This window comes from Shewanella woodyi ATCC 51908 (genome assembly GCF_000019525.1).
Taxonomy (GTDB): Bacteria; Pseudomonadota; Gammaproteobacteria; order Enterobacterales; family Shewanellaceae; genus Shewanella; species Shewanella woodyi.
Map to the genome: position 1 here is coordinate 2,109,447 of NC_010506.1, position 15,501 is coordinate 2,124,947.

Annotated in this window: 11 protein-coding genes; 4 read left to right on the plus strand and 7 right to left on the minus strand. The window is 42.5% G+C overall.

Going from position 1 to position 15,501, the window contains the following annotated elements; all coding sequences use genetic code 11:
• Nucleotides 1-142 precede the first annotated feature (142 nt).
• The 6 genes from SWOO_RS08625 to SWOO_RS08650 form a co-directional block, all read right to left on the minus strand.
• Nucleotides 143-1,399 carry an O-antigen ligase family protein gene (locus SWOO_RS08625; protein WP_012324328.1) on the minus strand — a complete coding sequence of 419 codons (1,257 nt, stop codon included), beginning with the start codon at nt 1,397-1,399 and terminating at the stop codon, nt 143-145.
• Between the two features lie 19 nt (nt 1,400-1,418).
• Nucleotides 1,419-2,825, minus strand: coding sequence for a GumC family protein (locus tag SWOO_RS08630; RefSeq protein ID WP_012324329.1), 1,407 nt, complete (start codon nt 2,823-2,825; stop codon nt 1,419-1,421).
• A 19-nt stretch (nt 2,826-2,844) separates the two neighbouring features.
• Entirely contained in the window at nt 2,845-4,107 is a 1,263-nt protein-coding gene (locus SWOO_RS08635) for a polysaccharide biosynthesis/export family protein (protein WP_012324330.1), read from the minus strand.
• A 61-nt stretch (nt 4,108-4,168) separates the two neighbouring features.
• Nucleotides 4,169-4,510 carry an STAS domain-containing protein gene (locus SWOO_RS08640; RefSeq protein WP_012324331.1) on the minus strand — a complete coding sequence of 114 codons (342 nt, stop codon included), beginning with the start codon at nt 4,508-4,510 and terminating at the stop codon, nt 4,169-4,171.
• Nucleotides 4,511-4,869: 359 nt separating this feature from the next.
• The gene (locus tag SWOO_RS08645) at nt 4,870-5,262 is read right to left on the minus strand and encodes an ATP-binding protein (RefSeq protein ID WP_012324332.1); all 393 of its coding nucleotides are present in this window, start codon (nt 5,260-5,262) and stop codon (nt 4,870-4,872) included.
• Nucleotides 5,255-6,637, minus strand: a complete 1,383-nt coding sequence (locus SWOO_RS08650; protein ID WP_012324333.1) for a SpoIIE family protein phosphatase — start codon at nt 6,635-6,637, stop codon at nt 5,255-5,257. The genes SWOO_RS08645 and SWOO_RS08650 overlap by 8 nt, the downstream gene beginning before the upstream one ends.
• A 367-nt stretch (nt 6,638-7,004) precedes the next feature.
• Between SWOO_RS08650 and SWOO_RS08655 the strand changes: the two genes are divergently transcribed.
• The 4 genes from SWOO_RS08655 (at nt 7,005) to SWOO_RS08670 (ending at nt 13,832) form a co-directional block, all read left to right on the plus strand.
• Nucleotides 7,005-7,925: a phosphate/phosphite/phosphonate ABC transporter substrate-binding protein gene (locus SWOO_RS08655; RefSeq protein WP_012324334.1), complete on the plus strand. Its 921-nt coding sequence runs from the start codon at nt 7,005-7,007 to the stop codon at nt 7,923-7,925.
• Nucleotides 7,925-11,431, plus strand: a complete 3,507-nt coding sequence (locus SWOO_RS08660; RefSeq protein ID WP_012324335.1) for a PAS domain S-box protein — start codon at nt 7,925-7,927, stop codon at nt 11,429-11,431. Before SWOO_RS08655 ends, SWOO_RS08660 begins: the two co-directional genes overlap by 1 nt.
• A 91-nt stretch (nt 11,432-11,522) precedes the next feature.
• The gene (locus SWOO_RS08665) at nt 11,523-13,031 is read left to right on the plus strand and encodes a sigma-54-dependent transcriptional regulator (protein WP_012324336.1); all 1,509 of its coding nucleotides are present in this window, start codon (nt 11,523-11,525) and stop codon (nt 13,029-13,031) included.
• Nucleotides 13,032-13,082: 51 nt separating this feature from the next.
• Complete coding sequence (locus SWOO_RS08670) at nt 13,083-13,832, plus strand: phosphatase (protein ID WP_012324337.1); 750 nt, start codon at nt 13,083-13,085, stop codon at nt 13,830-13,832.
• A gap of 157 nt (nt 13,833-13,989) precedes the next feature.
• Here SWOO_RS08670 and SWOO_RS08675 read toward each other — a convergent pair whose 3' ends face one another.
• The gene (locus SWOO_RS08675; RefSeq protein WP_012324338.1) at nt 13,990-15,456 is read right to left on the minus strand and encodes a capsule assembly Wzi family protein; all 1,467 of its coding nucleotides are present in this window, start codon (nt 15,454-15,456) and stop codon (nt 13,990-13,992) included.
• Nucleotides 15,457-15,501 lie beyond the last annotated feature (45 nt).

A 15,501-nucleotide genomic window follows, 5' to 3' on the forward strand; every position in this document is an offset into this window, starting at 1 on the left:
CATTGAAAGTAAAGTGATAAATATGAGGCTTTGTTAGCCAACTGTGGTTTTTTGATGAGTTGGTTGCACCTTGCTATTGATATTCATTAGCTGTGTTGCAAATTGCAATCATCTGCAATTGCTTTTTAGTTTAGCTCTTTATCTACTGACCTTTTCGTTTATGCGCAATACCAACAATAATCAGCCCAGGCCAGAATAGGTAAGCTAAGATCTCTAAATTTTCCCCAAAGGTGTAAAGAAATATCTGTAATAGCACTGCAATTGCTGAAGCCGCGACTGGGGATTTTGATATTTCGCTAATTAAACTTAGTAGGCTGCAGATCAAAGGGAGCGCTAGTGCAATGGCGCCAACCAAGCCTTTAACGAATAGCAGACCAAACCAAGTATGATGAGAACCGATAGGCATATATTCCACGAGGTGGGGACCTCGCTCCACGATACCATGCCCCCACACGAGAGCCTCGTTAGACCAGCGCTGCAGTGCAATTTGTCCTAGATGTTCCCTTACGCGAGTTGAACCCGCTCTTGCTGATTTAATTGCTGCAATACTGAGCTCTATCTTTTCAATAACCTGAATACCCACTAATCCTAATAGGAGAACAGAGGGGGATGCTAAGAAGTAGAGCCAAGGAGATCTGTGCCATCGGATAAAGGCAAAATAACCAAGTAGAAGAAAGTAGCAGACAATGGCTAAGCGTGACTGAGAAACTAAGATCATAACTAAGCTACCTAAGACCCCATATACCTTATAGCGGCGCTCTTTCTCCTGAATGGCAAAGTTAAGAAATAGGTTTCCCATCATGCCTAAAGCTGGTGCCCATGGGGTGAAGAGACGCCACCTAGGGGTGCCACTGCCTGGGTCGATTTCATAAAGGCTAACGCTGAAAAACTCAGGGCCTGGGCCACCAATAATACTTAAGGGAGAGACATATAGGGTACTAGGTAGTCCTACAAGCCATGCGAGAATACAGAAAGGCAGGATAATAAGGGTGTGTTTACAGACAATACAGCAGGCTCGATAGATAAGTTCTGGCCTTATTTTTAATGAGCCTAGCAGTGGAAAAACAGCGAGCAGGGCCCAACCCTTTGCCCAACCTATGCTGGACTTGATTAATTTAGGGGTCCCAAGTTCAAAGTCGAAATGCGCGATGACAAGTGCGATTAGCATAGTACACATGCCAAATATCCAGCAGAGTTGAGCTGGAGTGAGGACGAAGTCTTCTCGTTCAAATATATAGCGTTTTGCCATTCTCAACAGGAGTATCCAACCGATAACTGGGGCGACGATATACATGGCGCCCAGAACCCAGAATAGGTAGGTATAGGTGATGCTGTACCAGATAATCTTCTCATCTGTATTCATCGCTGTGGGATCTGGGTTAAATCGTTTGCTCCCCATAGAGACTCCTTTCGATAAATTAAGTCATCAATATCTTTTGTAAAATAGGCTTTCTAACCCAAAGAATACTTAATCCAGCTAAACAGAAGATGGAGGATATAATCCCACCAAGGAGTGCTAGAACGGTGGAGAGTTTGTTTGGCTTTTCTGGCAGTGATGGTGGCGCGAGCAGTTGAATGAGTGGGTAAGCCGAATAGATATCGGCTTTTCCTATATCAAGTTTTGCTATGGCAGAAGTGAATACAGCGGTGGCGAGTTGATGCTCTCTATGAAGATCTTCGAGTTTAGCGGCATCATCGTTACTGTCTTCTAGTCGGGTATCCCATGCGGCAATCTGGGTTGTTAAACTTTTTATCTCTTGGTTTAACCCTTCAGCCTCAGTGTTTAAAGAGATGAGCTGTCTCATTAATTGAGCTCGGCCGTCGATATCATCTGCAGAGAGCTTAAGCATCAAGACATCATCTTGGTAACCTAACAATATTTTGCAGCGTTTTTTTAAGGCCTGAAATAGTGCGTTTTGTTGATGCTTTTGAGTCATCACTTGTGGGTGTTTCTTTCCATATCGACCTGAATACTCTGCCAAGGTTGTCGTTGCTTGAGTATAGATCACTAAGAGCTGTTGATAGAGTTGATCATTTTTCAGTTTGAGTAGATCTGCAGCTTGCTTGGCGTTGAGTGATAGATGCATCTCAAGCATCTTCTGGCTGGCTATGACCCCCTGAAGTTTTGATACCATATTGACTCTATTGTGTCTGAGTCTCTCAATGGTAAGCGCAAGCTCCTTAAATTGGTCCAGAGAGACCAGTCCGATTTGAGACTGAAAACTAAGGATTTTATCTTGACTCTGGCTGACTTTACTTGCAAAGCCGTCGAGACCAACTTTGACGCCATTTTCTCTCTGTTGTGTTTCATCGTCTCTTAATCTGGACAGTAGAGCTTGTAAGCTATGGTAGTGAGCCCATGCTTTTTCTTGGGCGCCCTCAGCACTGGGGCCACTGATGGTAAATTGCATCAATCCCGTTTGATTTGGCAATTTAAGCTTAGGTTTGCCCATTTTATAATTAGGAATTTTGATTGTTTTAGCGGCAGCATTTATCAACACACTGCTCATAGAGAGCGCTTTATAGTTTTCACGTGGGTCGATGGCAGAACTGGCGTAGGGAGAGCTATTCGTGCTGGTGGCTTGCCCTATGCTGTCGAGATTGACGAGCGCACCAGCGCCTGCACCGGGTAAGATTAAGGTCCATTTACTCTCAAAACGAGTTGGACTAATGACTAACACTAAGGTCACTAAGGTCCAGATGATAGCCAGAGCTCCAATTGCCGTCTTGATATAAACCCATCGACGAGCATTAACAGGAAGGCTGCTTCCTTTTACTGCTGCTCGCCTTAACCAGAGCAGCTGACTGGGATGGTGTTTTTTCATCTCTCTTCCCTGTCCTTAGTTAAAGTATGCCGAGTAAGGTGGCAGGAACAATGATCTCAGTTATTGTTCGTGCTATTTCACGTATATTGGTGACACCAGAGTCATAGCAGGCTATTCCGTCACCAGGAAGCAGTACTGGGTTTATGTGTGATTTCCAAGATTGCGACATCAGGACATCAACAGAGCGTTCAACGACATCAACCTCTTGAGTAATAGGGTTTTTTGTTACAAGTACAACGTGCCTACTTGCATTGGTACTTTGAGCCCCCCCAACACAGTTACCGCCAATAACACCTGTTAATAAGCGTGTTCCATAGGGGAATCGAGTTGCTTCTGTATCAACGGCAGATTGAGCATTGCTGCTTGCAGGTTGAGTCAGATTAGAGATGAAAACACGAATACCAGGCGCGGTGATCTGTGATGGCCTAGCGAGTGAATCATCAAAGTGAGTATTTTGCGGCACATGGATATGGTCTTCGGCCATTAAAGTTAGGCGAGGTACAGGGTCTCCATTAATTACCCCTGTGAGATCTACTTCAATGATATGCCGACCTCGGGTGATTACTATCCGACTAATGTCGGCATTTGGGCTGATACCGCCAGATGCTTTTAAGGCCATATAGATGCTTCTGCCTGCGGCTTGATCACCTGAATGCCCACCATCATCATCTTTGATCTCTGTATCTGATTTACGGTTGATACTGTGCAGCCCAGGTTCAAACACAGCACCAGATACACTGACTTGAATAGGTGCCCATCTTAGGGGGGTAATACTTAACCTGATCGCGCCTTCAAGCATCAAGTTTTCATCGACTAACAGCTGTTTTATGTTCTTTTTCAGTGAGGGGATAGATACCCCGTGGGCTTTAAGGGCTGGCAGGTAAGGAAGATAGATAAAACCGTCTGCGTTAACTTCGACTTTTGCACTAAACTCATCACCATTTAATATTTTGATGCTCACTCTATCGCCCACAGATAGGAGTGGCGTGTTAAACAGTTTAGTAAATGAGGCATAGTCTGAAGCTGATGTGATGGTTTTAGTCGCAGGGGTATCTTTACTTGCTACCTCAGCGATATACCCTCTCATGTAGGGGGTTTTATTACCGTAGTAGTGGCAAGTTTTCTCCTTTTGTTTGCTACTCATTTGATTGAGTTTCTGTTTCTTTTTGTCACTTTGGCAAACATTATCCCTATGGGACATGTTGGGGGTAATACAAGCTGATAGGCTTATCACTCCGACGACAAGGAGTGCTTTCAGAAATAGAAGGCGGGTAGTTTTCATGACTGAGACTCCGTTGTTAGTTATGCCGTTGGTATGTTGATAGTCTTGTATCAAGCTCGTTTTACTGCTCACAGATATGCTCAATTGCGGCAGTTCTATCTTCATAGATGGCAAAAACATGATGTAAGCGAGTTAGCTCTATTAAAGCCCTGACTCCTGCACTTGGAGAGAGCAGGATGATCTCTCCTGCTTTTTTCTGAGTTAACTTGAGTGCAGAAACTAAAACGGATAGCCCACTTGAGTCGATGAATTCAACTTGATGAAGATCTAACACGAGTTTATTTGAACCAGTTTCTATCTGATGAGTAATGGCGGCTCTAAGTGTCGGAGTTTGGGTTATCACCATCTCTTTAGGAAGTGTAACTAGGCATGCATTGTTGAGTGCTAATGGAGAGAATTTCATATTAAGCTCCTTAGAGAATCACATTGAGTATTAAGGTGTTAGGGTATCTATTATCTGGTTACTTTTGTTATTGCACAACTTAGGCCATTTTTTATCGTATTGAATATAAAGGTAAAAAAATATTTTTATGGCACTTTCTTACTGATATCTATCAGAATGCAAATTGCTGCGATGCAGAATGCGACATGAGAATTGGTGGTAGTTTGGAAGGTATTGACCGATATTTACTAGATGAAATGTGTAAAGCGAAAGGCAAGAGGTGGTTCTTGAGGAGAAAGTTAAAATAGTGGATTAACTTAAAATTATTAAATCACTCTTGCCTTGCGTTCATATTGTCTTTTTATTTGCGTAGCTCGTAGCTAACTCCTTAATAGACTCAGTCTTAGGTGTGTACCTGCGACTGAGCTCTGATACCTGACTTGGTCCATCCAGTTTTGCATGATCCAAAGTCCTCGACCGGACAAAGATAGCGGTGAAGGGCAAGATATCTGATCGTCTAATGGCGTATAGGGTGAGTTGTCTAAAAGGTCTACGGTAATGCGATCATTATTACAGTGTAAAATAACAATAACCTCTTCGATTTGACTATTAGTATGTTCAAGAACATTAGACAGTGCTTCCATTACACATGTGATCACCTTAAATTTTTGTTGTGATTGAACACTGTTTTGCTCCAGAAACTGCTCAAGCTCTTTGCACAGTAAGTTACTGTTCCAAACGCATTGTGATAAATTTAATTTGAGACTATTCATATATCCTCCGAGAGATACAGTCTGAAGCTGAAGTTATTGATGCTTTTGAAAGGGGGTGTACAGGCAATACCTCATTGATAACTGCCTCATTCTTGAAAGTCCGATCTTCGGTTTCTACATGCGAATAGTAGAGCTCTTTAACGGGAGTGCTATCTAGCATAGGGCTCTGTTTGAAGAGACTTGGCGCAGATAGCAACATCATCGAAATATCATCTTGTGGTTTTTTTTGCTGCCATAGGTTTATAGAGTGACTGAGATGATGCAATAGGGATTCGGGAGAGAGTGAATGGGCTTGATCACATCTTTTAACTAATCGAGTGATGCCAAATTCACCAAACCTTGGGTGCATTGATTCATATAATCCATCTGAGTAAAGCATCAAATGTTGATGGCTTTTTAATGTGAACTTGCTATATCGGTAGCTAAATTGTCTGTCTATTCCCAAGGGAAGCCCTGAATCTAACTCCATTAACCTAGCACCTGTATCGTCTAATAATATGGGTTGGGGGTGTCCGGCAACGGTGATTCTAATCTCACCAGTTAAGCTATTTGCAATACCAAGTATTAATGTTGCAAATCGTCCTTTATTTTCAGGGTCTTCAAAATCTTGGTTAAGCTTGTTGACTATTAAAGCTGGATCTAAGCTTTCCCAATCACAGCTATTACAGCTAAGCTGTTGAGCTAAAGTAAAGCTCTGCATCGAGGCTGCAATACCGTGTCCAGTCACATCAAGTAGGTAAAATCCAATGTGGGTCTTGTCTATCTCTATGCATTGGAAAATATCACCTGCGAGCTCCTGTGCTGGATTAAATCGAGTGGCTAAGTGCCACTGATTGATCAAATGACTTGATGATGGCAGGTGAGAGCTTTGCAGTTTTACTGCACTTTTCATGTCACTTTGTATCTGCTTAAGGCACTCATGTTCGTTTGCCAGTGCGGTATTAAGCTCACTATTCTTATGGGTCAACTTACGTTGAAGTTTCACAATTCGTGCTGCGGCTAAGATGCGGACCTTTAGCACGTTAGGCACAAATGGCTTAGAGATAAAATCATCTGCACCGGATTCTATGCCTTGGATCATATGCTCAGCTAAATTATTGGAAGTTAACAATATGATATAGGGAGGAAAGGGGAGCGATTTTAAATGTTCACAAAGCTCAGGCCCAGTGATCCCCGGCATTCTCCAGTCGCTAATCACGATATCCACCTCTTGCCTTTCATACTCAAGTATTGCTTGCTCAGCAGAGCTACAACTATTCACGTGAAGTCCCATGTTTTGTAATAGTTGGGCGATAAAACAACGCTCACTTTGGGTATCTTCAACGATCAAAATATTAAGATTTTCGGTTTGAAATTTAAATAAGCTATCTACCATAGTCTTGTTCCATCGAGCTTACCGATACTAGGTTAAAGCAATACTTATGCCATGGAATAACTGCAGACTTGATAACTATTTGAATATTAACGAGGGGGGATCTATTTTGACTTCATTATTATTGTGGAACAGGGGTTAGTCTTGTTGCAAATTGCACTTAGGTGTTTGATGTTGAAAATTCCTGTATCTGTTACTAAGCTTGAAGAGACTAGTCAATTTTCATATTAAGTATCATAGGTTTGACGTTAATTTAAAATATCATTTCGACTTATTTAATACTGGCAATAGGCTTGGAACGGCGTAAACACTCTTAATGGCATACGCTTTGCTCAGCTACTGAAAGATGGCGCTAGTAAGGAGGTGTGAAGTGAGTATATCAACCTTGTTTAAACAACTTTTTTTATTAACGTTTATCTGTAGTGTTAACTTAAGTGTTAACGCTCAAACTATTGAAAATAAAAATGATAGTTTGCATTCAGATGAGCCTGTAACCTTAACCTTTGGCGTTGTGCCCCAGCAAGCGGCTAGTACCTTAGCAAGGTTGTGGTCGCCGGTTTTTGAGGTCATGTCGCAAAATGCTAATTTTCAATTGCGTTTTGCTACCGCAAGAGATATCCCCACTTTTGAAAAGCGATTGGCTCAAGGTGAGTATGACATCGCGTATATGAACCCCTATCACTATACAGTTTTCCATGATTCTGTTGGTTATCAAGCTTTGGTTAAGCAGAAAGGAAAACAGATAAAAGGGATCATCGTGGTAAGAGAAGATTCTCCTATTCAAACATTAGACGAATTAGAAAGTCAGGTGCTTGCTTATCCTGCACCAGCTGCCTTTGCTGCCAGTGTGTTACCTCGAGCAAACTTAAAACTTAAAAATATAGAGACAAAAGTGAAGTATGTTGGCTCCCATGATTCTGTGTATTTAGCGGTCGCCCAAGGTCTTGTGGCCGCTGGTGGAGGGGTTCAGCGTACCTTTAAGACAATGGATAAACAGATAACTGAACAGTTACGAGTTCTTTGGGTCACCCCTGGTTATACCCCGCACGCTATCGCTTTTCATCCTAGAGTTCCGAAGAGTTTAATTGAGGAGGTGCAGCTTAAAATGCTTGAGTTAACGTCAAGTATTGAAGGTAGAGATGCACTAGAGCGCTTAGGTTTTAGTCGCTTTGAGCAGGCAAGCAATGGTGACTGGGATGATGTTAGAGCATTGGGTTTAGGCAGCTTTTCTAAACCGTTAGAGCAAGCGAAAGAGAGGAAAGGAACATCACATAACATGGAGGATAGATAATGTCCTTTAGGTTAAAGACGGTGCTTGGAATTGCCTTTATTGAGGGAGTATTGCTCCTGCTACTGGTGTATACCAGTGTTGATTACCTAAAGAGCTCTAATGAAGCCGAGATAGTTAAGCGAGCTGATGCCATAGTGACGCTGTTTGCTGCTGCGACTAAAGATGCTGTAATAAGTACCGATCTGTCCACATTGCAAGTGCTTGCCAATGAACTCTTGGAGAGTAATCAAGTTTTATACGTCAATATCTATGATAGAAACTCGCTTTTAGTTCAGGTCGGTGAAATCTCATCTGGAGAAGTTGGCTTCGAGGTGGAAGATGAGGAGAACCCTCCGGGGAGGATCGTTGGACTGAGCAATGGAGTGTTAGCTGTTCAGGCAGAGATTTTAGAGTCAGGCTATCATTTCGGTCATGTTGAACTGGGCATTAGTGTACATAAGTTCGATCAGTTTCTAATCGATGCTACAACACGTTTTTTCTCTATTGCAGGGCTAGAGATGGTGTTGGTTGCTCTGTTTTCTTGGCTTTTAGGCCATTACCTGACAAGTAACTTAAGTGAGCTGAAAACAGCCTCAAATCGAATTTTACAAGGTGAAACCGGAATACAAATTCCAGTGACTAGCAGTGATGAGATAGGACAGACCACGCGCGCTTTTAACCGAATGATTGAGAAGGTGGAGGGAAAAGCAAAGGAGTTAGAGGGAGCGAATACTCGTTTAAATACCATTCTGTCTGCTGCTGTCGACGGCTTTATTATTATCGATGTTTATGGTGTCATTACTCAGGTTAATCCTGCGATATGCCGGCTTTTTGGCTATATGGAGGATGAGATTGTCGGTAAAAATGTTTCTATTTTTATGCCGAGTTATGAGCGACATACACATAATGCTTTTTTGAAACGTTTTATTGAGGGGAAGCGGGAGGCTGTTGAGCGAAATGGAAGAGAGTTCATGGCGCTACATAAAGATGGCAACCTTTTTCCTATCGAACTCTCTATTTCTAAGATGACCATAGAAAAGGAGATCATGCTGTTAGGCTTGGTCAAAGATCTCAGTGATATCAAACAAAAAGAGATCGAGGCTAAGCGAACCGAGTCGATTTTATTAGCGACCCTCGAAGCGAGTCAAGATGCACTGATAACAATTGATATTGCCGGTAAAATTCAAGAGTTTAATGAAGCCGCCAGTCAGCTATTTGGACATGACAAAGAGAGTGTGATTGGTGAGCAACTTGCTGAAGTTATCTTTACTGATATTGAGAAGGCCTGTTTTAAGGAAGGTTTAGAAGAGTTCAGGCAAACGGGAGATGGACCAGCCATTAAAAAAAGTATTGAATTAATGTCGATGAAACTTGATGGCAGTACGCTGCCAATTGAGCTGAAGATGATACCTGTTCAGCTTGGGGATGATATATTTCTTACCGCTTTTATCCATGATATCTCCAAACGCATGGAATATGAGTTGCAGTTAAAGAATGCGAAAGAGGAGGCTGAGTCTGGTAGTAAGGCAAAATCTCGTTTTCTTGCCACAATGAGTCATGAGATCCGCTCTCCATTAAATGCAGTGTTAGGCAGTGTAGAACTCTTGTTAGATTCGATGTTGAATAAGGAGCAGAGACTTTATGCGCAGACCGCCAGAGAAGCTGGTACGGCGCTACTGAGTACCATCAATGATATCTTGGATTTCTCTAAAATCGAAGCGGGTCAAATGGCTTTGGAAACCGAGAGTTTTTCTCCTGCTAAGTTAGTGTCCCAAGTGATGCAGATTTTAGCGCCTAAAGCGGCGGAAAAAGGGGTAAACCTTGCCACATTTATCAATCGAAATGTGCCAGAGATAGTAAAAGGTGATGCTCAAAGGTTAAGGCAAGTGCTGCATAACTTGGTGGATAATGCGATTAAGTTTTCTGACTCAGGGTGCATCTCTGTTGAGATGTGGATCCCCGATAGTCATCATCAGGAGGTGCAGCTTTATTGTACGGTGACCGATGAGGGCATTGGGGTGAGCCTTTCAGCTCAAGAGAAGTTATTTCAAGAGTTTAGCCAAGTTCACGATCAACATAATACGAGTTATAAAGGAACGGGATTAGGCTTAGCTATTTGCTCCGAATTGATCACCATGATGGGAGGTAAAATTGAGCTTAGTAGTCGGTTAGGCCACGGTAGCTGCTTTCGGTTTGATGTTCGATTACAGCAAGACCCATGTGAGTTGAATCATTTCTACCATCTTCCCCAACACGCCAGAGTGCTGTTGATCCACTCAGATAAAACGGTGGTCGAGCTAGCTCGTAAGCAGTACTGCCAATATGGTGTGCACTGTGACAATCTGGACAATATTTCAATTCTAGTTGGAAGTGCTGAGGTGAAAGGACGTTTTAATTTAATTTTGATTGATGAAACAAGCCTGCCTGAGATAGATCAGAGTTTGACTTATTTACTAAAGCGCGACTTTTTATTTGAGGAGGGGATACTCGCTTTACTGGTGTCTAGCTTAGGTTCAAATATGTCTGAGGAGCTATCTAAACTTGGCTTAGAGCAGGTGATATATAAGCCATTAAATAGAGATATTTTACTTGGTTTATTAAGTAAGAGTTATCTAAATAAAAAAGAGAGTAGTGCAGATATCCTATTACCCGATATAACACCTAAAAATAAGTTGTTGTTATTAGCTGAAGACAGTATGTCAAACCAACTTGTGGCAGGCGCTATGCTGACTAAGGCAGGCTATGAAGTTGAGTTTGCAAATAATGGTGTTGAAGCGGTTAGCATGGCAGCGGAAAAAAACTATGGCTTGATTTTGATGGATATGCGTATGCCGGAGATGGATGGTGTTGAGGCTGCGCAACTTATTTTACTGAGCCAACCAGACACCATTATTCTTGCTATGACAGCTAATGTTCAACAGGAGGATATGGATAGTTGTTTAAGGGTAGGTATGAAGGATTTTGTCCCTAAGCCTGTCAATAAAAATGATTTAATTAGGCTCATTGAACAGTGGTTGCCCGCAATCACAGATGAAGAGCGGGTGATTGATTCTGTAGACAGTGAAGTGAGAGTTAATGAGCTAAAAAGTTGTGAACATCCAGATGAGGACATAAGCTTTAAGGATGACAGAGCAGAGGTTATCCCCCTTATGGCTGAGATGGAAAGTGAAGCTGAAAAGTTAAAAGATAACTTGTTTGATGAAGGAGTTATCTCTGAGCTGTTTGATGTACTTGGCCAAGAGTCTGTAGAGGGTATGTACTCAGTTTATCTTTCTGAAACAGTTGAACGTTTAGAGGTGTTAAAAACCTTAATGAAAAACCGAAATTATCATGAGATAGACAATCAAGCCCATACGTTAAAAAGTAGCTCAGGTAGTTTTGGTGCCCAAGCTCTCTACAAGGTTGCAAAAAACCTAGAAAAAAGTGCGAGAGAGAAAGATGAGAACAATATAGAGTTTCATTTTTTAGCTGTCCAACAAGTTGGTGATGAAACGGTAAAGGCTTTTAAAGACAGATTTATCGCTTAATGGTCACTTTGATTCATGACCTGTTGTTTTCGATAAAAGCTTATCTTTATATTTGGCGTCAATAACATGAAAAGTGGAGGAGCGGACATATATGGAAATTGATCACTCGTTTACGGTTTTACTTGTGGAAGATAGTATGTCTTTAGGCGCACTTTATACTGAGTATCTGAGGGCTGAAGGAGCTAAGGTCACTCATGTTAATCATGGAGAGGATGCGTTAGCGGAAATGGAGCGATGGCAACCTGATCTTTTAGTGCTAGATATTAAGCTTCCCGATATGTCGGGAATGGATATTTTGCAAAAAGTTCAGTCTAACTATACTGATATTACTGTCATTATGATCACAGCCCATGGCACGATTGATCTGGCTGTTGAATCGATGAAGTCTGGTGCTTTTGATTTCTTAGTCAAACCTTTTGATGCTAAACGCCTCTCTATTACCGTCCGTAATGCCCTTAAACAACGCCAGCTGGTCAATTTAGTCGCCAAGTATGAACAGAGTTTGCCAAAAGCAAACTACAAAGGGTTTGTTGGTGAATCACTGTCGATGCAAGCTGTATATAAAACCATAGATTGCGTTGCAAACAGTAAAGCTTCAGTGTTTATTGTAGGAGAAAGCGGTACAGGCAAGGAGGTGTGTGCTCATGCCATCCATCATGCAGGAAATAGACGAGACAATGCATTTGTGGCACTTAACTGTGCTTCAATTCCCAAGGACCTTATAGAGAGTGAGATCTTTGGTCATACCAAAGGAGCATTTACCGGAGCTGTGGCTAATCGAGATGGTGCGGCGAGCCGTGCTGATGGTGGAACACTTTTTCTTGATGAAATTTGTGAAATGGATCTAGAGCTTCAGAGTAAGTTATTACGTTTTATCCAGACTGGTATTTTTCAAAAAGTGGGAGGAACCAAGGAGGAGAGGGTTGATGTGCGCTTTGTCAGCGCAACGAATCGGATCCCTTGGGAAGAGGTGAAGCATGGACGTTTTCGCGAAGATCTTTTTTATCGTTTACATGTGATCCCCATTGAGTTGCCGCCTCTTCGAATGAGAGGAAAAGATATTACCCTGCTAGCCAATAAGTTATTGAAAGAATATAATAATGAAGAGGGGAAACAGTTTAAAAGTTTAAGCAGTGATACTAAGAAAATACTGCAGTCTTATGATTGGCCTGGCAATGTCAGGCAGTTACAAAATATCATAAGGCAGGTGGTTGTTTTAAACTCATCAGATATTGTTGAGGCTTCGATGTTACCACCACAACTGACCTCGACGTTGAGTCGCACTAGCTTGGTTCAGCCTTTAATTGGAGTGCAATCAACGGCTGAGGATAATAGAGGTTTAACGGATGTTGTTTCTTGTCTATCTTCTGAGGATGGTAAAGAAGATACCGGTTTATATCAAACAGAGGCCTCGCTAAGCTGTTCGGGTGAAGATGATAAGATCATACCTCTATGGTTATCTGAAAAACATACAATAGAAGCTGCGATTAAACAATGTGATGGCAATGTGCCCAAGGCTGCGGCATTATTAGATATCAGCGCTTCAACTATCTATCGAAAACGTCAAAGCTGGGAAGAGCAACAAAAAGTAACCTCTTAGGTTAGCCCATAATCGCTTGTCGCTTTGGCGTGAACCAATAAGAGAGTCCAAATGCAGTATCTCGTCGATGTTCATGCCCATACCATAGCGTCAACTCACGCCTATAGCACAATTCATGATTATATCTCTGTGGCAAAAGAGAAAGGTCTTAAGCTCTTTGCGGTAACCGATCACGGTCCAGACATGGCGGATGCCCCTCATTTTTGGCATTTTGTTAATATGAGAGTCTTGCCCAGATTGGTAGATGGTATTGGCATTTTAAGAGGTATAGAAGCCAACATAAAAAATCGAGATGGAGAGATTGATTTTTTCGGTGACTATCTTAAAGAGTTGGATATCGTACTTGCTGGATTTCACGAACCGGTATTTCCTCCCTCTGATCGTCAAACACATACTCAGGCGATGATCTCGACGATTGAGAGTGGCAATGTGGATATTATTACTCACCCGGGTAATCCAGCTTATCCTATCGATATTGATAAAGTTGCAGAAGCGGCAGCAAAACATAATGTGGCTCTGGAGATCAATAACTCCTCTTTTCTTGCATCGCGCAAAGGCAGTGAAGGTAACTGTATCGCGATTGCACGTGCAGTTCACGACGCTGGAGGCTTGCTGGTGATGGGATCTGATTCCCATATCTCTTTCTCTTTAGGGGGATTTGAGCAGGCCATTTTAGTTATCCGTGAAGCAGAGTTTCCTGAGGAGAGACTACTCAATCGAAGCCCACAGGCTTTGCTCTCTTTTTTGTCTGAAAGAGGGCATGACTCCCTTGATGAGTACTCTGTACTACTAAGGAGCTAAATTCGATAGGCATTATTGAAGCTTTCTTGGAAAAATAGCTCTAGCTTCACGCTACAGTTAGAGTTAGAAAGGTTCAAGGGGAAACGCTGTGCTGCTTTTCCTAGTAGGACGCAGTCCGTTCTCGGAGCGTCCTAGGACCTAGAACCTTTCTAAAAAATTAAAATCGTCTTTCCCACCCTGCATAGATAGTGGTGTCCCAATCGTTGCCGCCATTGTGAACATATTGGCTGTAGCCTAGTGTACCACCCACTTTTAAGGTTCCTTCATAGAAAGGGCGATGATAACTGGTGTCGATTTGGTATACCCGCTCATACTCTCCCGGTGAAACAGGGTTGCCACCTTGAGGGTTCGATGTATCTTTACCATCGGTATTCAGTCTTAACCAGCGTAACTTGTTGGTGATGTTTTGACCGCCACCAAGCTGAGTTATTCCGCCTATGACTAAGGTTTCTGAATCATTGTCGTAGGTGCTACCTAGACTTTTACCATAGTAGCGGTAGCCACTTTTATAAAAGCCATGTTCATACATGCAGTTATAGATCTTATCGCTGGCGCCACATGAAGCTTTAGTATCGGCATATTCGATAAAGATCCGAGTATTAATACTAGCAAGCACAAAATCAACACCGCCCATATTAGAAGCGTTGATCAGTTTATTCTTACCATTATGATAATCTTCATGAATGCGCTCATAGTAGATACCATATGGGATCCCAAATGCGGTATCTGACCAGCGAAAATCATAGCCTGCCAGCATATTTTCTTGGCCATTTTCAATTTCACTTTCACTCATGCCACCGTTGAATAGGCCGTCCCACCAGTCACTTAGACTATTACCGTAACCTTCGCCGCCCCACTGCATCGTCCATGAGAAGCCCACTTCTAACTTTGAAATTGGTCTTAGGGTACCGCGAGCGCCCCAATGCTTTGTTTCTGGTACATAGCGGTCACTTTCCATCTGACTAAAGCTGGTGGTGAAAGTCCAAGGCCCGACCCAGTTCAGCCAAGGGGTTTCAAAGGCTTGTGAGTTATTTCGGCTGAATGTGATCCCCGGCATAGGGCGCGCATTGGTGGTCTGAATAAGGCCTGTATCCCAACCCGGCCCCCAGTATTTTTGTTGTGCGCCTGCACTGACTATCCAGTTACCGAGCATGACAGCGGCAAAGCTGTTATCAAGGCGTGCACTGTTGCCATCTATGGGATCGTAGTGGTAGCTTGCCGAAAGGCGGCCGCTAAACCAGTCTTGAGTGACTTCTGCGCTGACAGAGGTCTCTGCTTTATCACGATAGTCTTGACCAAAACCAATAAAACGTGTGGGATCTGATGCCGTAGCCAGTTCAATTTTAGTATTAAAACTTTGATGGTCTTCATTGTAAGCTGCCATGACACGTTCAAATGCAGAGAGTTGACTCGCATTTAGCTGCGATTGCTCAGCTTTGTCCATATCTTGCTTTAACCCGTCCCACATCAGTGGATAAGTGGTAATAGGTTGGAGAATGACACCCGTATCTGAAAGCAGTTGAATATCCGCGCGCAGTGACAAGTCATTAGGTTCGACCCACCATGCAGCCTGCACTGAACTGCACCCTAGCAGTAAAAACCCTGATAATAATTTGATTTTCATTGTGATCCCTTTTGATAATGCCGGCATTCTAGAGGAATCACTTTT